This window comes from Streptomyces sp. NRRL F-525, from assembly GCF_000716605.1.
In the GTDB taxonomy this organism is placed as follows: Bacteria; Actinomycetota; Actinomycetes; order Streptomycetales; family Streptomycetaceae; genus Streptomyces.
The window spans coordinates 20,155-39,867 of the sequence record NZ_JNXE01000045.1; the positions used below are offsets into that span (position 1 = coordinate 20,155).

General features: G+C 70.5%; 18 protein-coding genes. 10 read left to right on the top strand and 8 right to left on the bottom strand.

Annotated features, from left to right (window positions below; translation table 11 throughout):
• Positions 1-19 precede the first annotated feature (19 nt).
• The 5 genes from OO69_RS41710 to OO69_RS41730 form a co-directional block, all read right to left on the bottom strand.
• A complete protein-coding gene (locus OO69_RS41710) occupies positions 20-1,615 on the bottom strand; it encodes an FAD-dependent monooxygenase (protein ID WP_033286182.1) in 1,596 nt (531 codons plus the stop codon).
• A 175-nt stretch (positions 1,616-1,790) separates the two neighbouring features.
• Positions 1,791-2,699, bottom strand: coding sequence for an amino acid ABC transporter permease (locus OO69_RS41715; RefSeq protein WP_033286183.1), 909 nt, complete (start codon positions 2,697-2,699; stop codon positions 1,791-1,793).
• Positions 2,696-3,364 carry an amino acid ABC transporter permease gene (locus OO69_RS41720; RefSeq protein WP_033286184.1) on the bottom strand — a complete coding sequence of 223 codons (669 nt, stop codon included), beginning with the start codon at positions 3,362-3,364 and terminating at the stop codon, positions 2,696-2,698. Before OO69_RS41720 ends, OO69_RS41715 begins: the two co-directional genes overlap by 4 nt.
• A gap of 52 nt (positions 3,365-3,416) precedes the next feature.
• Positions 3,417-4,259 carry a glutamate ABC transporter substrate-binding protein gene (locus tag OO69_RS41725; RefSeq protein WP_199811134.1) on the bottom strand — a complete coding sequence of 281 codons (843 nt, stop codon included), beginning with the start codon at positions 4,257-4,259 and terminating at the stop codon, positions 3,417-3,419.
• 193 nt (positions 4,260-4,452) lie between these two features.
• Positions 4,453-5,229 carry an amino acid ABC transporter ATP-binding protein gene (locus OO69_RS41730; protein WP_033286186.1) on the bottom strand — a complete coding sequence of 259 codons (777 nt, stop codon included), beginning with the start codon at positions 5,227-5,229 and terminating at the stop codon, positions 4,453-4,455.
• Between the two features lie 290 nt (positions 5,230-5,519).
• Between OO69_RS41730 and OO69_RS41735 the strand changes: the two genes are divergently transcribed.
• Together OO69_RS41735 and OO69_RS41740 are read left to right on the top strand one after the other, a co-directional pair.
• Positions 5,520-6,206 carry a response regulator transcription factor gene (locus tag OO69_RS41735; protein WP_033286187.1) on the top strand — a complete coding sequence of 229 codons (687 nt, stop codon included), beginning with the start codon at positions 5,520-5,522 and terminating at the stop codon, positions 6,204-6,206.
• Positions 6,207-6,215: 9 nt separating this feature from the next.
• Positions 6,216-7,628 carry a sensor histidine kinase gene (locus OO69_RS41740; protein WP_033286188.1) on the top strand — a complete coding sequence of 471 codons (1,413 nt, stop codon included), beginning with the start codon at positions 6,216-6,218 and terminating at the stop codon, positions 7,626-7,628.
• Positions 7,629-7,706: 78 nt separating this feature from the next.
• Here the strand turns inward: OO69_RS41740 and OO69_RS41745 are convergent, their stop codons facing one another.
• Positions 7,707-8,705, bottom strand: a complete 999-nt coding sequence (locus tag OO69_RS41745; RefSeq protein WP_033286189.1) for a TAXI family TRAP transporter solute-binding subunit — start codon at positions 8,703-8,705, stop codon at positions 7,707-7,709.
• 134 nt (positions 8,706-8,839) lie between these two features.
• Between OO69_RS41745 and OO69_RS41750 the strand changes: the two genes are divergently transcribed.
• The 3 genes from OO69_RS41750 to OO69_RS41760 all read left to right on the top strand — a co-directional run bounded on the left by OO69_RS41750 (position 8,840) and on the right by OO69_RS41760 (position 11,664).
• Entirely contained in the window at positions 8,840-9,244 is a 405-nt protein-coding gene (locus tag OO69_RS41750; protein ID WP_033286190.1) for a MazG nucleotide pyrophosphohydrolase domain-containing protein, read from the top strand.
• A gap of 63 nt (positions 9,245-9,307) precedes the next feature.
• Positions 9,308-10,825 carry a tRNA (N6-isopentenyl adenosine(37)-C2)-methylthiotransferase MiaB gene (gene miaB / locus OO69_RS41755; protein WP_106971203.1) on the top strand — a complete coding sequence of 506 codons (1,518 nt, stop codon included), beginning with the start codon at positions 9,308-9,310 and terminating at the stop codon, positions 10,823-10,825.
• Between the two features lie 113 nt (positions 10,826-10,938).
• On the top strand, positions 10,939-11,664 hold the full coding sequence (locus OO69_RS41760) for a class III extradiol dioxygenase subunit B-like domain-containing protein (RefSeq protein WP_033286192.1): 726 nt from the start codon (positions 10,939-10,941) through the stop codon (positions 11,662-11,664).
• Positions 11,665-12,160: 496 nt separating this feature from the next.
• On the opposite strand, the gene OO69_RS41765 is transcribed toward OO69_RS41760, so the two are convergent.
• Together OO69_RS41765 and OO69_RS41770 are read right to left on the bottom strand one after the other, a co-directional pair.
• A complete protein-coding gene (locus OO69_RS41765; RefSeq protein WP_033286193.1) occupies positions 12,161-12,451 on the bottom strand; it encodes an antitoxin in 291 nt (96 codons plus the stop codon).
• A gap of 24 nt (positions 12,452-12,475) precedes the next feature.
• A complete protein-coding gene (locus OO69_RS41770; RefSeq protein WP_324604583.1) occupies positions 12,476-12,697 on the bottom strand; it encodes a hypothetical protein in 222 nt (73 codons plus the stop codon).
• Positions 12,698-12,946: 249 nt separating this feature from the next.
• Here OO69_RS41770 and miaA point away from each other — a divergent pair, with 249 nt between their 5' ends.
• From miaA to OO69_RS41795, 5 genes are all read left to right on the top strand, one after another.
• The gene (miaA, locus tag OO69_RS41775; protein ID WP_033286195.1) at positions 12,947-13,885 is read left to right on the top strand and encodes a tRNA (adenosine(37)-N6)-dimethylallyltransferase MiaA; all 939 of its coding nucleotides are present in this window, start codon (positions 12,947-12,949) and stop codon (positions 13,883-13,885) included.
• Positions 13,886-13,993: 108 nt separating this feature from the next.
• Positions 13,994-14,494 (top strand): hypothetical protein, encoded by a 501-nt coding sequence (locus tag OO69_RS41780; protein WP_033286196.1) that lies wholly within the window; start codon positions 13,994-13,996, stop codon positions 14,492-14,494.
• 72 nt (positions 14,495-14,566) lie between these two features.
• Complete coding sequence (gene dapF / locus OO69_RS41785) at positions 14,567-15,436, top strand: diaminopimelate epimerase (protein WP_033286197.1); 870 nt, start codon at positions 14,567-14,569, stop codon at positions 15,434-15,436.
• Between the two features lie 283 nt (positions 15,437-15,719).
• On the top strand, positions 15,720-17,873 hold the full coding sequence (locus OO69_RS41790; RefSeq protein ID WP_033286198.1) for a RelA/SpoT family protein: 2,154 nt from the start codon (positions 15,720-15,722) through the stop codon (positions 17,871-17,873).
• Positions 17,874-18,181: 308 nt separating this feature from the next.
• Positions 18,182-19,711, top strand: a complete 1,530-nt coding sequence (locus OO69_RS41795; RefSeq protein ID WP_033286199.1) for a M1 family metallopeptidase — start codon at positions 18,182-18,184, stop codon at positions 19,709-19,711.
• The last annotated feature ends 2 nt before the right edge of the window (positions 19,712-19,713 follow it).

Here is a 19,713-nt window from a genome sequence, read left to right on the forward strand (position 1 = left end):
CAGTTCGGATACGGCGGCCTCAGCGTGAGCCGGCCGTGGCCTCCGTCCTCGCCGGGCCGCCCAGGGTCGCCTCGGCCGCCGCGTACAGGTCGGCCGGACGCACCCCGCTCAGCGCCGTGACCAGGTGCCCGTCGGGCCGTACGAGAAGGACGGTGTGGGCGGCGGCGCCCGGGTAGCTCTCGGCGACCAGCAGCTCGGCCGGGTGCGGCAGCGCCGTCACCGCGGCAGCCAGGCGGGGCATGATCCCGGCCGTCACCCAGTGCTTGCGCTCCCACACGCCCGTGCCCGGCGCGACCAGGACGACCAGCAGGGATCCGCGCCCGAGGCGGTCCCGCAGCCGTACGAAGGCGCCGTCCTCGGCGGTGACCCGGACGTCGGCGACCGGCGCACCGGGCGGGGTGTCGACGGGGACCTCCGCCTCGATGTGCCGGGGCGCGAGCGGTGAGTCGGCGTACGCCCCCGGCGCACCGAGCGCGCCGTGCCCCAGGTGACCGTCCGTGAGCAGCACGTCGTGGCCGCGGGCCGAACCGGGCACGACGGCGCGCAGTCCGGCGCCGCCGCGCACCAGCGGCAGCGCCTGGTCGGCGGCGCGCAGCCGGGCCGCCACGACCGCCCGCCGCTCCGCCTGATAACTGTCGAGCAGCGGCTCGTGCGGCCCGTGGTGCCAGGCCAGGGCCAGCTTCCAGGCGAGGTTGTCGGCGTCCCGCAGCCCCTCGTCCAGCCCCTGCGTCCCGAGAGCCCCCAGCAGATGCGCGGCGTCCCCGGCGAGGAACACCCGCCCCGCCCGCCACCGGCGCGCGAGCCGGTGGTGCACGGTGTGCACGCCGGTGTCGAGCAGTTCGTACGGCGGTGTCGGGCCCTCGGTCCAGCCCGCGAGGGTCTCCCGGATGCGGGCCAGCAGCACCTCGGGGGTGACCAGGTCCTTGCCCGGGGGCAGCAGCCAGTCCAGGCGCCACACGCCGTCCGGGAGGGGGCGTCCGGTGACCTCCCCGGCCGAGGGTCCGGACGTCCGCCACGGCGGCACCCGATGCAACAACGCCCGGTCGGGCCACGGAAGTTCCGTGCGCAGCGCAGCCACGGCGTGTCGCTCCACCGCCGTACGGCCGGGGAAGCGGATGTCGAGGAGTTTGCGCACGGTCGAGCGCGGGCCGTCGCAGCCGACCAGGTAACTGCCGCGCCACCAGGTGCCCTTGGGGCCGCGGGTGTGGGCGGTGACGCCCGAGGGCTCCTGCTCGAGCGAGTCGAGGCGGTTGTCCGGGGCGATCTTCACGAGCCGCTCGCCCGCGAGCGCCTGCCGGAGCGCGCCGGTGAGGACGTGCTGGGCGATGTGCAGGGGGGCGGGCTCGGTCTCGTCGAACGTGATCTCACGCATCACCTGCTTGCGCCGCATCGACCGCCATCCGGCCCAGCGCGAACCGAGCTCGGCGAGGGGTACGCCGGACAGCCGCTCCAGGAGTGCCGTCGTGTCCTCCCGCAGGACGACGGTGCGCGCGGGACGCGATTCGTCCTTGCCCGGGCCCTCGTCGAGAAGGACGGAAGGCACCTCCTGCCGCGCCAGTGCCAGGGCGAGCGTGAGCCCCACGGGCCCCGCTCCGACGATGATCACCGGGTCCACGGTGCGGCGCCCCCTGCCCGCGAAGGTGTCCTCAGGGACGCATGTGAACAGGAAGTTGGCGCAGGGTGCACGATCACAGAACGTATGCAACCTATTGCCGGTGCTTGCGTCAAGTGACGGAGGCAGTGGCGATCATGCCACTGCCTCCGTGTCGTTCATGCCACTTGACCGATCATCAGATCGAGCCGCCGGCGCCGGCTCCGAAGCTGCCCTGCACCTGCGCGGGGTTGAGCCCCACGGCGTCCTCGACGTCGAGGGTCGCGCCGGTGCTCTTCTTGCTGCGGCGCAGTCGGCCCTCCAGCCAGCTGGCGAACGTGGTGAGCGCGAGGTTCAGCAGGATGTAGATGATCCCGACGACGATGAAGCTCGCCACCACGTTGGCGTAGTTGGCCGCGAGGGTGCTGCGCGAGCTGAGCAGCTCGGTGAGGCCCAGCATCACGCCGCCCAGCGCGGTGTCCTTCACGATGACCACGAGCTGGCTGACGATGGCCGGCAGCATGACGGTGACGGACTGCGGGAGCAGGATGCTCGTCATCGTCTGGCCCTTGCGCAGACCGATCGCGTGCGCGGCCTCCGTCTGGCCCTTGGGAAGCGACAGGATGCCCGCCCTGACGATCTCGGCGAGCACCGAGGCGTTGTAGAGCACCAGGCCGGTGACGACGGCGTACAGGGGCCGCTCCTCGCTGCCGATGCTCGTCGAGCGGACGTAGAACTCGTTCGCGAACAGCATCATCAACAGGACCGGGATCGACCGGAAGAACTCGACCACCACGCCGGCCGGGACGCGCACCCACCGGTGGTCGGACATGCGGGCGATGCCGAACAACGCGCCCAAGGGGAGGGCTATCAGCATGGCGAGCGCGGCGGCCTTCAGCGTGGTGAGGAGGCCCGGCAGCAGATACGTCGTCCAGGCGTCCGACGTGGTGAACGGCTGCCACAGGGCCCACTTCAGCTGGCCCTTGTCGTCCATCGTCCGCCAGACCCACCACAAGAAGAGGGCCAGCAGGACGAAGAACACGACAGAGAGGAGCACGTTGCGCCGCTTGGCGCGGGGGCCGGGCGCGTCGTAGAGGACGGAGGTCATCGCTTCACCGCCAGTCGTTTGCCCAGCCAGCCGAGGAAGAGGCCGGTGGGCAGGGTCAGTACCACGAAGCCGAACGCGAAGACCACGCCGATGGCCACCGTCTGGGCCTCGTTCTCGATCATCGTCTTCATGAGGGCCGCCGCCTCGGCGACCCCGATCGCGGCCGCCACGGTGGTGTTCTTGGTCAGCGCGATCAGCACGTTGGCCAGTGGTGTGATCACCGCCCGGAACGCCTGCGGAAGGATGACGATCCGCAGCACCTGACTGAAGCTCAGCCCGATGGCACGGGCCGCCTCCGCCTGCCCGACGGGCACCGTGTTGATGCCGGAGCGCACCGCCTCGCAGACGAAGGCCGCGTGGTAAGCCACGAGACCCAGGAGTGCCAGCCGGAAACCCTGCACCTTGAAGTCGTCGGACGCGCCCATGGTGACGCCGAAGATGTCGGCGAGGCCGAGCGAGGTGAAGACGATGATGACCGTCAGGGGGATGTTCCGGACGGTGTTGACGTAGAAGGTCGCGAAGCCGCGCATCAGTGGGACCGGGCTGACCCGCATCCCGGCCAGCAGCGTGCCCCAGACCAGGGAGCCGAGGGCGGAGATGACGGTGAGTTTCACCGTCATCCAGAACGCCCCGAGGACGTCATAACCTTGAAGAAAGTCGAACACGATCTCCCGCGCTTCCGGGTATGGGGCCTGCCTTACCGGGGTTTTCTCGGGCTTACTTGACGATGTCGCCGATCTTCGGGGCGGCCTCGTTCTTGTAGTTGGCCGGGCCGAAGTTCTTGGTCACCGCGGTCTGCCAGGCGCCGCTGCTGACCATCTTCTCCAGCGCGGTGTTGATCTTGGTGACGGTCGCGGAGTCGCCCTTCTTGACGCCGATCCCGTAGTTCTCGTTGCTGAGCTTGAGGCCGGCGAGCTTGAACTGGCCCTTGTACTGGCTCTGTGCGGCGAAGCCCGCCAGGATCGAGTCGTCGGTGGTCAACGCGTCCACCGCACCGCTCTGGAGGCCGGCGATGCACTCCGAGTAGCCGCTGTACTCACGGAGGTTGGCCTTCGGGGCGATCGTCTTCTGGACGTTCTGAGCCGAGGTGGAGCCGGTCACGGAACAGAGCTTCTTGCCGTTGAGGTCCGTGCCCTTGGCGATCGTCGAGTCCTTCTTGACGAGCAGGTCCTGGTGGGCCAGCAGGTAGGGGCCGGCGAAGTCGACCTTCTTCTTGCGCTCGTCGTTGATCGAGTACGTGGCCGCGATGAACTTGACGTCGCCACGCGCCAGCGCGTTCTCACGGTCGGCGCTCTTGGTCTCGACCCACTCGATCTGGCTGGGCTTGTAGCCGAGCTGCCCGGCCACATAGGTCGCCACGTCCACGTCGAAGCCGGAGTAGGTGCCGTCCGGCTTCTTCAGGCCGAGGCCCGGCTGGTCGAATTTGATGCCGACCTTGATCTTGCTGCCGCCGCCGGAGCCCGAACCGGAGTCGTCCTTGTCGCTGCTCCCGCACGCCGTCGCGGCGAGCGAGAGGACGAGAGCGGTGGTCGCGAAGACGGTGACCTTGCGGAGCTTCATGGTGAACATCCTTTGGCTGGTGCGGAGATGAGGGCCCGTCAGGGCGCGTGACGGTGGCCCTGAGGGCGTGCGGGACCCTCAGCGGCAGTCGGCGGCCGCCCGCCGTCGGCGGGCCGCCAGTGGCTGGCTGTAGCGGTTCGTCAGCGTTCGTGGCTGATCGTCGGTGGGTGTCGGCGCTGATCGCCGGCGGTCGTCAGTGGTGAAGGATCTTCGACAGGAAGTCCTTGGCCCGGTCGCTGCGCGGGTTGCTGAAGAACTGGTCCGGCACGGCCTCTTCGACGATGCGGCCGTCGGCCATGAACACCACGCGGTTGGCGGCCGAGCGGGCGAAGCCCATCTCATGGGTGACGACGATCATCGTCATCCCGTCCCGGGCGAGCTGCTGCATGACCTCCAGCACCTCGTTGATCATCTCCGGGTCGAGCGCCGAGGTCGGCTCGTCGAAGAGCATCACCTTGGGGTCCATGGCCAGCGCCCGCGCGATGGCGACGCGCTGCTGCTGACCGCCGGACAGCTGGGCCGGGTACTTGTCCGCCTGCGTGGCCACGCCGACCCGGTCGAGCAATGCCCGGGCCTTCTCCTCGGCCTGCTTGCGGTCGGCCTTGCGGACCTTGATCTGACCCAGCATCACGTTCTCGAGCACGGTCTTGTGCGCGAAGAGGTTGAAGGACTGGAAGACCATTCCGACATCGGCACGCAGTCGGGCCAGTTCCCTGCCCTCCTGGGGCAGCGGCTTGCCGTCGATCGTGATCGAACCCGAATCGGTCGTCTCCAGGCGGTTGATGGTGCGGCACAGAGTGGACTTCCCGGACCCGGAGGGCCCGATCACCACGACGACCTCGCCGCGCGCGATCGTCAGATCGATGTCCTGGAGTACGTGCAACGCGCCGAAGTGCTTGTTGACGCTCTTCAGGACGACGAGTTCGCCGGTCGCGGCCACATTTTCCTTGGCCACCGATACTTCGGTCATCGCTTGCTGGCTCCGTCCTCGTCGGTTGCGGAGGACAGTAGTGAGGCCTTACGACCAGCGTCATCACATCTGAGCGAGATCTGAGCATCACGATCGGATAGCAATAGGACACGTGTCGTAGCAGTTTGCCGCCGGGATCCGTACCGGCTGGATAACGGAAGGCCGCACGCAACCGGAACCCACTTGACGGCGTCTTCGTCCATCAGCGTGACTGCCTGGGTGCACGCGCGCGTGAGACGTGCTTTTGTACAGGCCGACACCATACGAACGATGAACCGGAGGGGGCCGGGATGAGACTGCTCCTCGTCGAGGACGACAACCATGTCGCCGCCGCTCTGTCCGCGGTCCTGGCGCGGCACGGATTCGACGTCACGCACGCCCGCAGCGGCGAGGAGGCCCTCCAGGCACTCGTCCCCGAGAGCGACGGCTTCGGTGTCGTCCTCCTCGACCTCGGCCTGCCCGACCAGGACGGCTACGAGGTCTGCGGCAAGATCCGCAAGCGCACCAGCACCCCGGTGATCATGGTCACCGCCCGCTCCGACGTGCGCTCCCGCATCCACGGCCTCAACCTCGGAGCCGACGACTACGTGGTGAAGCCGTACGACACCGGGGAGCTGCTCGCCCGCATCCACGCCGTCAGCCGGCGCAGCGTCCACGAGGACGCGGGCGGCGACGGCGACACCGCGCTGCGGCTCGGCCCGGTGCGCATCGAACTGCCCACCCGTCAGGTCACCGTGGACGGTTCGGTCGTCCAACTGACCCGCAAGGAGTTCGATCTGCTGGCACTGCTCGCGCAGCGCCCGGGAGTGGTGTTCCGGCGGGAGCAGATCATCAGCGAGGTGTGGCGCACCAGCTGGGAGGGCACGGGACGCACCCTGGAGGTGCATGTCGCGTCCCTGCGCGCCAAGCTGCGGATGCCCGCGCTGATCGAGACCGTACGAGGCGTCGGCTACCGGCTCGTCGCCCCGGCCGCATAGCGGGCCCGGGTGCGCACACGTCTCCTCCCGCTGCTCATCGTCCTGATGGCGGCCGTACTGCTGGCGCTCGGCGTCCCGCTCGCCATCAGCGTCGCCAAGGCGCAGCAGCAGAAGGTGATCGTCGACCGTATCGACGACACCGCGCGGTTCGCGGCCCTGGCCCAGTTCGTCACGGACGCGCCCACGGGATCACGCCCAGCCAACACGGTCCCGGACGAGCGCCAGGAGACCCTGGACCGCGAACTGGCCAGCTACTACGAGGTCTACGGCATCCGCGCGGGCGTCTTCTACCGCACCGACATCTCCATGGCGAACGCGCCGGACGACTTCCTGCTGCCCAAGACGGGCGAGGTGCGCGACGCGTTCGCCGAGGCGCTCCTCAGCCGCCGCAGCCACGACCCGGAACAGGTCTGGCCCTGGCAGCGCAACCGTCTGGTCGTCGCCTCGCCGGTCATCCGGGACGGCGACGTCATCGCCGTCGTGGTCACCGACTCGCCCACCGGGCCGATGCGTTCACGGACCCTGCGCGGCTGGCTGACGATCGGCGCCGGCGAGATCGCCGCCATGCTGCTCGCCGTAGGCGCGGCCCTACGGCTGACCGGCTGGGTCCTGCGACCCGTACGGGTCCTCGACGCCACCACCCACGACATCGCCACCGGACGCCTCAAGTCCCGGGTCGCGGCCGCCGGCGGGCCGCCGGAACTCCAGCGCCTGGCCCGTTCGTTCAACGAGATGGCGGACAACGTCGAGGACGTGCTGGAGCAGCAGCGCGCCTTCGTCGCCGACGCCTCGCACCAGCTGCGCAACCCGCTCTCGGCGCTGCTGCTGCGCATCGAACTGCTCGCACTCGAACTGCCGGAGGACAACGACGAGATCGCCTCGGTCCGCACCGAGGGCAAGCGCCTGACCCAGGTCCTGGACGACCTGCTCGACCTGGCCCTCGCCGAGCACGCGGACGCCGACCTCAGGATCACCGACATCGGCGCGCTGACCGCCGAGCGCGTCGCGGCCTGGGCACCCACCGCCGAGGCCAAGGGCGTGCGCCTGGTGGGCAGTTGCCCGCCCACCACGGCGTGGGCCGACCCGGTCACGCTGTCCAGCGCCCTGGACGCGGTGATCGACAACGCGGTGAAGTTCACGCCCGAGGACGAGTGCGTCGAGGTGACGGTCGCGTCGAACGGCGGGACCTCGACCGTCGTCGTCACGGACCGCGGCCCGGGCCTCACCGAGGACGAACTCGCCCGCGTGGGCGACCGCTTCTGGCGCAGCGGCCGCCACCAGAACATCAAGGGCTCCGGCCTCGGCCTGTCCATCTCCCAGGTGCTGCTGGCCGCGGGCGGCGGCTCCCTCACGTACGACCACCACGACCCGCACGGCCTCAAGGTGACCGTGTCGGTGCCCAGGAGCGGCCCTACGGCCTGAACGGGCGGCGCAGGGGCGGGTGTTGAGGTTTCCGGGGCCCGGGCGGCGGTCCAGACGCTGTGGGCGGGCTCTACGGCTTTACGGCTTGACGGAGCGGTAGTAGCGCCGGGCGCCCTCGTGCAGGGCCAGGGGGTCGGTGTAGATCGCCGTGCGCAGGTCCACCAGCTGTGCGGAGTGGACCTGCTTGCCGATGCCGTCGCGGCTCTTGATCACGGTCTTGGTGATCCACTCGGTGAGCCTGGCGTTCATGTCCTTGCGGGTCATCAGCAGGTTGGACACGGCGATGGTCGGGACGGTGGACCCGCGCTGGATGGTGGGGTAGGCCGACTCCGGCATGTTGGTGGCGCGGTAGTAGCGGGTGGCGTCGCCCTGCTTGTGCATCTTGGCCACGAGGGTCGCCTCGATCGGCACGAACCGGAACGCGTAGGTCTTGGCGAGGTCCTTCAGGCCGTCCGTCGGCAGCCCGCCCGACCAGAAGAAGGCATCGATCTTGCCCCGCTTGAGCAGGTTCGGCCCGGTGTCGATACCGGCCGCCACCGGCTCGACGCCCTTCTTCGGGTCGATGCCGGCCGCCGTGAGCACCCGGTCGGCGATCAGCCGCACACCCGAGCGGTCCGGCCCTATGGCCACGCGCTTGCCCCGCAGATCGTTGACGGAGTCGATGTCCGAGTCACGCGGAACGATGAGCTGGACGTAGTCGTCGTAGAGCCGCGCCACCCCGCGCAGCCCGGCCGCACCGGGCTTGCCCTCCATCTCGTACGTCCCCACCGCGTCGGCCGCGGCGATGGTGAAGTCGGCGTGGCCGGTCGCCACGCGCGCGACGTTCTCCTGCGACCCGTCGCTGTTCACCAGCTTCACCGTGAGGCCCGGCATGTCCTTGTCCAGCTCGGTGCGCAGGAGCTTGCCGTACTCCTGGTAGACCCCCAGCGGGGTTCCGGTGCTGAAGGTGACCGTCCCGGTGGGCGGCTCGTCGCCCAAGGGCAGCAGCCACCACAGCAACAGCCCGAACGCGACGAGGCAGGCGGCCGCGCTCTGGAGGGCCCGGCGCCTGCTGATACGGGAGAACACCTTGAGCATGCGCGCGATCCTGCCAGCCCGTGCGCGGTGCTGACCAGGGCAGGGCGGGGCTCGGGGGAGCGCGCCGGATCGGGGCGGAGGGAATCGGCGGAGGCTGATCGGAGCCGGTGAGCGGCGGCCATTAGGGTCGTCGCATGAGTTCTTCGCCCGCCGACCTGGTCCGCGAATTCCACCTGGCCTTCGGGCTCGACGCCCGCACCACACCCACCGAGGTCGCCCCCGGCCTCGCCGCCCACCGGGGCGAGCTGCTCGCCGAGGAGGCCGCGGAGGTCGCCGAGGTCTCGGTCAGCGGCCCTCTCGACAAGCTGGCGCACGAGCTGGCCGACGTGGTCTACGTCGCGTACGGCACGGCCCTCGTCCACGGTGTCGACCTCGACGCGGTGATCGCCGAGATCCATCGCGCCAACATGACCAAGATCGGCCCGGACGGCGAGATCGTCCGCAGGGATGACGGCAAGGTGCTCAAGGGGGAGCACTACGAGGCGCCGGATGTCTCCGGGGTGCTGCGCAGGCAGGGGTGGGACGCGAGCGGCGAGTGATGTGAGGCACGGCGGTTCTCGGCCGCAGGGAGAGTCGCTCCCGGCACCGCCTACCCTTGTCACATGAGCAGCGGTGACCGGAGCGAGGCAGTGGACGTCAAAACGTACGAAGTGCGCACTTATGGGTGCCAGATGAACGTTCACGATTCCGAGCGGCTCTCCGGTCTCCTGGAGGGTGCCGGTTATGTGCGCGCGCCCGAGGGTTCGGACGGGGACGCGGACGTCGTCGTCTTCAACACCTGCGCCGTGCGCGAGAACGCCGACAACCGCCTCTACGGCAACCTCGGCCGGCTCGCCCCGATGAAGACGAAGCGCCCCGGGATGCAGATCGCCGTCGGCGGCTGCCTCGCCCAGAAGGACCGCGACACCATCGTGAAGAAGGCGCCCTGGGTGGACGTCGTCTTCGGGACGCACAACATCGGCAAGCTCCCGGTCCTGCTGGAACGCGCGCGCGTGCAGGAAGAGGCGCAGGTCGAGATCGCGGAGTCCCTGGAGGCCTTCCCCTCGACCCTGCCGACCCGGCGCGAGAGCGCCTACGCGGCCTGGGTGTCGATCTCCGTCGGCTGCAACAACACGTGCACCTTCTGCATCGTCCCGGCGCTGCGCGGCAAGGAGAAGGACCGCCGCACGGGCGACATCCTCGCCGAGATCGAGGCCCTGGTCGGCGAGGGCGTATCCGAGATCACGCTGCTCGGCCAGAACGTCAACGCGTACGGCTCCGACATCGGCGACCGCGAGGCCTTCAGCAAGCTGCTCCGCGCGTGCGGCGCGATCGAGGGCCTGGAGCGCGTCCGCTTCACCTCGCCGCACCCGCGCGACTTCACCGACGACGTCATCGCCGCGATGGCGGAGACGCCGAACGTGATGCCGCAGCTGCACATGCCCATGCAGTCCGGCTCCGACCCGATCCTCAAGGCCATGCGCCGGTCGTACCGACAGGAGCGCTACCTGGGGATCATCGAGAAGGTCCGCGCGTCCATCCCGCACGCCGCGATCACCACCGACATCATCGTGGGCTTCCCCGGGGAGACCGAGGAGGACTTCGAGCAGACGATGCACGCGGTCCGCGAGGCACGCTTCGCGCAAGCGTTTACGTTCCAGTACTCCAAGCGGCCCGGCACCCCGGCCGCGACCATGGAGAACCAGATCCCCAAGGAGGTCGTCCAGGAGCGCTACATGCGTCTGGTCGCCCTCCAGGAGGAGATCTCCTGGGACGAGAACAAGAAGCAGGTCGGCCGCACCCTGGAGCTGATGGTCGCCGAGGGCGAGGGCCGCAAGGACGGCGCCACCCACCGCCTCTCGGGCCGCGCCCCCGACAACCGTCTCGTCCACTTCACCAAGCCCGACCAGGACGTCCGCCCCGGTGACGTGGTGACGGTCGACATCACCTACGCCGCTCCGCACCACCTCCTCGCCGAGGGCCCCACCCTGAACGTGCGTCCCACGCGCGCGGGCGACGCCTGGGAGAAGCGCAACGCGGCCGAGGCCGCCAAGCCGGTCGGCGTGATGTTGGGCCTGCCGACGATCGGCGCACCCGCGCCGCTGCCGGTTGCCACGGGGAGCGGTTGCGGCTGCGACTGAGGTCGTTGCCCCGATGAGCGGCGCCGGGTCGAGGCCGGGTCGTCGTCGAGTCGACGGCGTGGCCATGGGACTGTCCGCGTGATGTGCCGGGGCACCTTGTTAGGGTTCCGGCCATGCTCGTAGCCGCCGCTGTCTGCCCCTGCCCGCCGCTCCTCGTCCCCGATGTGGCCGCGGGTGCCGCGCCCGAACTGGCCGCCGCCCGGGCCGCGTGCACCGACGCGCTGGGCGTCCTCGCCGCCGCGCGGCCCGACCGCCTGGTGGTCGTCGGGCCCGCCGAGCAGGGTGGGCGCGGGCCACATCCTGAGGGCACCCGGGGTTCGTTCCGCGGCTTCGGAGTGGATCTCGACGTACGGCTGGGCAGGGACGGGCAGGCAGAGACCGGTGCCGTGTCAGAGCGTCAGCTTCCGCCCTCGCTCGCCGTCGCCGCGTGGCTGCTGGAGCGGACCGGGTGGTCCGACGCCCCGATCGAGGGACTCGGCGTGGGGGAACCTCTCGAGGCCGAGCGGTGTATCCAAACCGGGAGGGACATCGTCGCGCAGGCCGACCGGGTCGCGCTGCTGGTGATGGGCGACGCCAGCGCGTGCCGGACGCTGAAGGCACCCGGCTATCTCGACGAGCGGGCGGCACCCTTCGACGCGGAGGTCGCGCGGGCGCTGGGGTCGGCGGACGTGGCGGCCGTCAAGGCGCTGGACGCCGAGTTGGCGTACGAACTGAAGGCGTCGGGCCGCGCGCCTTGGCAGGTCCTCGCAGGCGCGGCGGAGGGCGCGGGCCTCGGCGGGGCGTTGTTGTACGAGGACGCGCCGTACGGGGTCGGGTACGTGGTTGCTACCTGGTCGTAGGCGCGGGTGCGGGCTTCTGGGGCGCCGGGTGCGGGGTGCTTGGTGCGCTGAGGCCGTAGGCGGGGATGACGTGGTCTGGGCCGCCGTCGGCAGCGGGGCCGTGGCGTGATCTAGGCGTTGCGCGTGCGGGGCGTGGTGCGGTTGTGCCGGGCGGAGGGGCTGCGCTGCGCGGCAGGCGTTGCGCTCGGGTGGGTGGGGACGGCGAGCTAGGTGGTGGTGGGGGAGGGGGCAGCGGAGGCGGTCCTCTGCCATCGCTCTGGGGTGACCCATGGCTGCGCCCCGAGCGCGTGGCTCGAACCCGCCTGCCACAGTTGTCGCGCAGACGGCAGACGGCAGACGGCCGTAGCGCCCACGCACCGCCGCCCTCACTCACTCCGCTCTGAATCGACCCCACCCCCCAGCGTCTGAACCGCCCCCGTCCCTGGCCCACGAAACGGCGGACGGCCGAGGAGCCATACGCCCCGCGGCCGTCCGCCGATCGATGTGCAGGTGCCGTTCAGGAAGTCGGCGGAGGCGAGTCCGGCGGCGTGGTCGTGCCGCCGCTCTCCGTCCCCGTGTTCCCGGCGCTTCCCGTGTCGCCCTGGTGCGCGAGTCGGTCCATGGCGTCCTTGGCCTTGCCCGTGCCCGTCTGGATCTTGTCGCTGTACTTGCCCTTGGTCTTCTCGTCGACCATTTTCGCGGCCTTGTCCAGGCCGCTCTCGATCTTGCCTCCGTGCTGCTGCGCGAGGCCCGAGACCTTGTCCTTCGCCGGGGCGAGTTTGGCCTTCCAACTGTCCATCAGACCCATGGTTCACCTTCCCACGCGGGGCAGTTACGTTCGGGCGCCTTCACCGGCCTCGTTGTCGGCGGCGACTTGGGCGGACTGCTGCTTCGGAATCTCGACGCTGTCGACGGCGTCGACGGACTCGACCGCCGCGACGGCCTCCGTCGCCGTCGTCTCCGCCGCTTCCTCGACCCCTGCCCCCGCCTCGGCCTCCGACACCTCGTCCGCCGCTTCGGCCGTCACTGCCTCGGCCGTCTCCGTGTCGGTCACCGCTTCGGCGGTTGACGCCTCCTCCGTAGCCTTCGACCTCCGAAGAAGCCGGTCAAAAACGCCCATATCAACTCCATACGTTACTCGTGCGGGCGAAATCCCGCGTAGCCCGGTGCGTCCGTTTGCGTCGCCCGGGTCACCGCCTCCAGAAACCGGCGGCGGGATACCTCGCAACGGGCAACGACCCCGCGCGCGTGCTGTCACGTAACTCGTTCGAGGCGAGGGTCCGACGTTTGCGAGACTGGGAATGTGAGCAGCGCACCCCCCGCCCCCCGAGTCATCGCCGTCGTCGGACCGACCGCGGCCGGAAAGTCCGATCTGGGCGTCTTCCTGGCCCAGCGCCTAGGTGGCGAGGTCGTCAACGCCGACTCCATGCAGCTCTACCGAGGGATGGACATCGGCACCGCCAAGCTGACGCCCGAGGAGCGCGACGGCGTTCCGCACCACCTCCTGGACATCTGGGACGTGACGGTCACGGCGTCCGTCGCCGAGTACCAGCGGCTCGCCCGCGAGCGCATCGACGCCCTGCTCGCCGAAGGGCGCTGGCCGATCCTGGTCGGCGGCTCTGGGCTGTACGTGCGCGCGGCCGTCGACAACCTGGAGTTCCCCGGCACCGACCCCGAGGTCCGGGCCCGCCTGGAGGAGGAGCTCGCCCTGCGCGGCTCCGGCGCCCTGCACGCCCGCCTGGCCGCCGCCGACCCCGAGGCCGCGCACGCGATCCTGCCGAGCAACGGCCGCCGTATCGTCCGCGCCCTGGAGGTCATCGAGATCACCGGCAAGCCCTTCACGGCCAACCTCCCGGGCCACGACTCGGTCTACGACACCGTCCAGATCGGCGTCGACGTGGCGCGCCCCGAGCTCGACGAGCGGATCGCGCGCCGGGTCGACCGGATGTGGGACGGGGGGCTCGTGGACGAGGTGCGGGAGCTGGAGGCGCGCGGGCTGCGCGAGGGGGTCACGGCGTCCCGTGCGCTCGGCTATCAGCAGGTGCTCGCGGCGCTCGCGGGGGAGTGTACGGAACAGGAGGCGCGCACGGAGACCGTCCGTGCCACCAAGCGCTTCGCGCGCCGTCAGGATTCGTGGTTCAGGCGCGATCCCCGGGTGCACTGGTTGAGTGGGGCTGCGGCGGATCTCACAGAACTGCCGCACCTGGCACTGGCGTTGGTCGAACGACCGGTTACAGCCTGATCACGTCATGGCATCGGGACGCTCCGGCCGCCGTTCCGGCCTCCGGGGGCGTGCCATCATCGAGCTTCGATCGACCAAGTGGAGTCCGAGTTGGGAGGGCGCGTGGCGATGGAGGCCGGCCCTCGCGACACCGCAGAAGGCATCGAGCAGGTCACCGCGGACCGTGGTGAACCGGAAGAGGGCGACGACCGGCTGAGCCCGGACGGCCCGGACGAGATCCAGGGCGGCGTGACCGCCGACGGTCCCGGGCCCGACGAGATGTTCGCCGGTCCCGAGGTCGAGGTCGAGCTCCGCCCGCAGCGCCGTCTGCGGATCTGGCAGCTCGCCCCCATCGTGGCCCTGGCCGCGGTCGGCTCCCTGATGTTCTCCTTCCCGCTCGCCTTCGACTTCGGCGACAGCGGGGCCGTGGTCGCCATGCTCGGCTTGCTCATCTGCTCGTGCGCGGCCGGCTGGGGCACGACGGCCGCCCGCCGCGTCGGCTACACCTGGCCCGGCTTCCCGCAGCGCGGCTCCGGGCGCCGCCCGGACTGGCGGGTCGTCATCGCCTACGCCCTGATGGTCGCCGTGGTCGTGGTCCTGGCCGTGTGGCGCGTGGCCAGGCTCCGCTAGCCGCCGAGGTCCGTCACCGAGGTCGTCCACAGGGCTCGTCGGGTTGTCGTAGCCACCCCGTACGATCGAGGAATGAGCACGCGGATCGCCTTCCTCAAGGGGCACGGCACGGAGAACGACTTCGTGATCGTCCCGGACCCCGAGAACGTCATCGACCTCTCCCCGGCCGCCGTGGCCGCCCTGTGCGACCGCCGCGCGGGCATCGGCGGGGACGGCCTGCTGCACGTCGTGCGGTCCGCCGCGCACCCCGAGGCGCGGAACATGGCTGCCGAGGCGGAGTGGTTCATGGACTACCGCAACGGCGACGGTTCGGTCTCCGAGATGTGCGGCAACGGAGTGCGTGTGTTCGCGCGCTATCTCCAGCGCGCCGGACATGTGGCCGCAGGGGACATCGCGGTCGCCACGCGCGGCGGAGTCAAGACCGTCCACCTCTCCAAGGACGGCGATGTGACCGTCGGCATGGGCAAGGCCCGCCTCCCCGAAGGGGATGTCAACGTGACTGTCGGCGACCGCAGTTGGCCCGCGCGGAACGTGAACATGGGCAACCCGCACGCGGTCGCCTTCGTCGACGACCTCGCGCAGGCCGGCGACCTGCTCGCCCCGCCGCCCTTCAGCCCGGCCGAGGCCTACCCGGACGGGGTGAACGTGGAGTTCGTGGTCGACCGCGGCCCCGGACACGTCGCCATGCGCGTGTACGAGCGCGGCGCGGGCGAGACCCGCTCGTGCGGCACGGGCGCGTGCGCGGTCGCGGTGGCCGCCGCCCGGAGAGACGGCGCCGACCCGGCCGTCACCGGGACGCACGCGACGTACACCGTCGATGTGCCCGGCGGAACGCTGGTGATCACCGAGCGGCCCGACGGCCAGATCGAGATGACCGGTCCCGCGGTGATCGTCGCCGAGGGCGAGATCGATGCCGAGTGGCTGGAAAACGCCATCCGCTGAACGGGTGAATCGCAATCATGGCCGCTCCGGACGCCCTGATCCGAAGCCTCCGACGTCCGGCGCGGCTGGAAACCACGGTTGACCTGATATGCCGTGGCGCAAAACCGTAAACCTGCCGACCTTCGCTCGAATGGGTGATCCGTTTCACGCTCGGCGAGAGGCGGTCAGTCGCACGTGGTGGGCTCGGTAGCATCAAGCACCGGCCCGGACGGGGGATCGAAGATCCCCTGAGCCGAGTACGCCATGGGGCACCCGTCCGCCGGTCAAGCAGCCGGAGGTGCCCATGAGTGCGGAGGCCACGAACCCTGCGAGCCCAGGCCCTGTGATCAACACAGTGCCCCGCAGGAAGGCCCGCCCCCGGATCGACCTGCGCCGGCTCGGCCGGGCCGCCCTGCTCGGCCCCGCCGCCCGCGACCGGCTGCCCGACGCCATCGGCCATGTCGCCGAGGCGCATCGCGCCCACTATCCCGACGCCGACCTCGAACCGCTGCGCCGCGCCTGGGTCCTGGCCGAGTCCTCGCACCGCGGCCAGATGCGCAAGAGCGGCGAGCCGTACATCACGCACCCCCTCGCCGTCACCCTGATCCTCGCCGAACTCGGCGCGGAGACAACGACGTTGACGGCCTCCCTGCTCCACGACACCGTCGAGGACACGGAAGTGACCCTCGATCAGGTCGGCGAGGAGTTCGGCGCCGAGGTGCGCTATCTCGTCGACGGCGTCACGAAGTTGGAGAAGGTCGACTACGGGGCCGCGGCCGAGCCGGAGACCTTCCGCAAGATGCTCGTCGCCACCGGCAGCGACGTCCGTGTGATGTCGATCAAACTCGCCGACCGCCTGCACAACATGCGCACCCTGGGCGTGATGCGCCCCGAGAAGCAGGCCCGCATCGCCAAGGTCACCCGGGACGTCCTCATCCCGCTCGCCGAACGGCTCGGCGTCCAGGCGCTCAAGACCGAACTGGAAGACCTGGTCTTCGCGATCCTCCACCCCGAGGAGTACGACCACACGCGCGAGTTGATCGTCGACAACGCCTCCCGCGCGGACGACCCGCTCGCCGAGGTCACCGACGAGGTACGCACCGTCCTGCGCGACGCCGACATCCAGGCCGAAGTCCTCATCAGGCCACGGCACTTCGTCTCCGTGCACCGCGTCGCCCGCAAGCGCGGCCGGCTGCGCGGCGCCGACTTCGGCCGCCTCCTGGTGCTCGTGAACGAGGACGCGGACTGTTACGGCGTCCTCGGCGAACTGCACACCTGTCTGAAGCCGGTGGTCTCGGAGTTCAAGGACTTCATCGCCGTACCCAAGTTCAACCTGTACCAGTCGCTGCACACCGCCGTCGCCCACACGGACGGCCAGGTCGTCGAAGTCCTCATCCGCACCCACCAGATGCACAAGGTCGCCGAGGCCGGCGTCATCGCGCTCGGCAATCCCTACGCTCCTCCTTCGGAGGAGCAACAGGCCGCGAACGACGGTGAGCGCGCCGACCCCACCCGGCCCGGCTGGCTCTCCCGCCTCCTCGACTGGCAGGAGGGCGCGCCCGACCCCGACACCTTCTGGTCGACGCTCCGCGAGGACCTCGCCCAGGACCGCGAGATCACCGTGTACCGGCCCGACGGCGGCACGTTGGGCCTGCCCGACGGCGCGACCTGTGTGGACGCCGCGTACGCGCAGTACGGCGAGGACGCCCACGCCTGCATCGGCGCCCGCGTCAACGGCCGTCTGGCGACCCTCAGCACGGCTCTGAAGGACGGCGACACCGTCCAGCTCCTCATGGGCCAGGACGTGGCCTCCGAGCCTTCCAGGGAGTGGCTGGAGCACGCGCACACGCCCGCCGCCCGGATCGCCATCCAGCGGTGGATCGCGGCGCATCCGGCGACCGGTGACGGGCAGGGCGCGCAGGCGAACGAGGCGGCGCAGAGCGTCCGTTCGGCGCCCCCCGCCTCCGAAGACACCCCTGGCACCGCGAACACCGGGGACGCCCCCGCCACCCCGGTCGTCGACCAGCCCGGCGCGACCGTACGGCTCGCGGGCTGCTGCACACCCGTACCGCCCGACGAGGTCACCGGATTCTCGGTACGCGGTGGTGTCGTGACCGTCCACCGCGTGGAGTGCAGCGCGGTGGCGCACATGAAGAGCGTGGGGCGCGCGGAGGTCGGAGTGCGCTGGGGCGACACCACCGAGTGCCGGGTCACGCTGGTAGCCGAATCGTTCGGCCGCCCGCATCTCCTCGCCGACCTCACCGAAGCGATCGCCCTGGAGGGCGCGGAAATCGTCTCGGCGACGGTCGAACCCCCGACCCAGCAACGCGTCCGCCACACCTACACCCTCCAACTCCCGGACGCTGCCCACCTCCTGACGCTCATGAGGGCGATGCGCAACGTTCCCGGCGTCTACGACGTGAGCCGCGCGCAGCACCACAACACGGCGGCGTTCTGAGGGGGCGCGGGCTTCGCCACAGGCCTGCTGAGGGACGCGTCCGGGGTGAGCGGCCCCGTCCTCCGAGACACGCGCCAACCTGAAGGGGCCCGGCCCGCTGAAGCGCGCTTGACTTGAGTGCCCTTGACGCGCCCGGAAGGCAGCGCCCTGAAAGCCCGCGCGGACCTGCGCCCCCGGCACTCTGAAAGCCCGCGCCGGCCCGCGCCCCCGGCGCGCCGAGGACCCCGTGGCCCCCGGGAGGACCCCGTTCGAGTGGCCCGGGCGCGAGTCGTCGCCGTAGGGCACGCGCGCGCTGGTAGCGGTGGGGCATGCTGCTCACCCCCCGCACCGGCACGACCGGCAACGGCATCCCCCGCACCGGCTCCGGTGATCCGGCTCCCCGGTCGCGCACCAGGAACTCCCGACGGTTGAAGGCGGCGCTGCTCGCCTCCGCCGTGTCCGTCTGCCTCGTCGCCGCGAGCGCGCCGCCCACGCCCCTGGGCGTCGGTGACCGTCTCTTCCCGACGCTGGGCAACCCGGGCTACGACGTGGCGTCGTACGACCTCTCGTTCACGTATCCCGGCAGCAACAGCAAGCCGCTTCAGGCCGTCACCACGATCGACGCGTGGACGACCGAGAGGCTGGACCGGATCAACCTCGACTTCGCGCACGGGACGGTCGACTCGGTCGAGGTCGACGGGCGGCCCGCCACCTTCGCCAGTGCTGACGAGGACCTGGTCGTGACCCCGGAGAGGGCGATTTCCGCGGGGAGCTGGACGCGGATCACCGTCCGGCACACCAGCGACCCCGTGTCCGCCAAGGGCCAGGACGGCGGCTGGGTGCGCACCAAGGACGGGCTCGCGATGGCCAACCAGGCCGACGCCGCGCACTTGGTGTTCCCGTGCAACGACCATCCCTCCGACAAGGCGATGTTCACCATCAGGGTCACCGCCCCCAACGCCTACACGGCCGTCGCCAACGGACTCCCGGCCGGCGTCGACAAGGTCGGCGGGAACACCACCTGGACGTACCGCACCCAGCACCCCATGGCCACCGAACTCGCCCAGGTGTCCATCGGCCGCTCCGCCGTGCTGCACCGCACCGGACCGCACGACCTGCCGATGCGGGACGTCGTACCAGCCAAGGACGTCAAGCAGCTCGAACCGTGGCTCAAGAAGACCCCCGACCAGATCGCCTGGATGGAGAGCAAGGTCGGCCGGTACCCCTTCGAGACGTACGGGCTGCTCATGGCCGACGCGTCCACCGGCTTCGAGCTTGAGACCCAGACGATCTCTCTCTTCGAGAGAGATCTCTTCACCGAGCCCGCCTACCCCAAGTGGTACGTCGAGTCGATCATGGTGCACGAACTCTCCCACCAGTGGTTCGGCGACAGCGTCAGCCCCCGCACCTGGTCCGACCTGTGGCTCAATGAGGGACACGCCACCTGGTACGAGGAGCTGTACGCCGAGGAGAAGGCGCACCGGCCCATGGAGACACGCATGAAGGCGGCCTACGCGGCCTCCGACGGCTGGCGCGCCGCAGGCGGACCGCCCGCACTCCCCAAGGCGCCCGCGCCGGGCCAGAAGATCAGCATCTTCCGCCCCAGCGTCTACGACGGCGCCGCCCTGGCCCTCTACGCCCTGCGCCAGGAGATCGGCCGCCCGGCCTTCGAACGCCTGGAGCGCACCTGGGTGAACATCCACCGGGACGGCACGGCCACCACCGCCGACTTCGAGGAACTCGCCTCCGCGATCTCCGGCCGCGACCTGAGCGACTTCTTCCAGGCCTGGCTCTACGGCGAGAAGACCCCGCCGATGCCGGGTCACCCGGACTGGAAGTCGCAGGCACCGGTGAAGTAGGC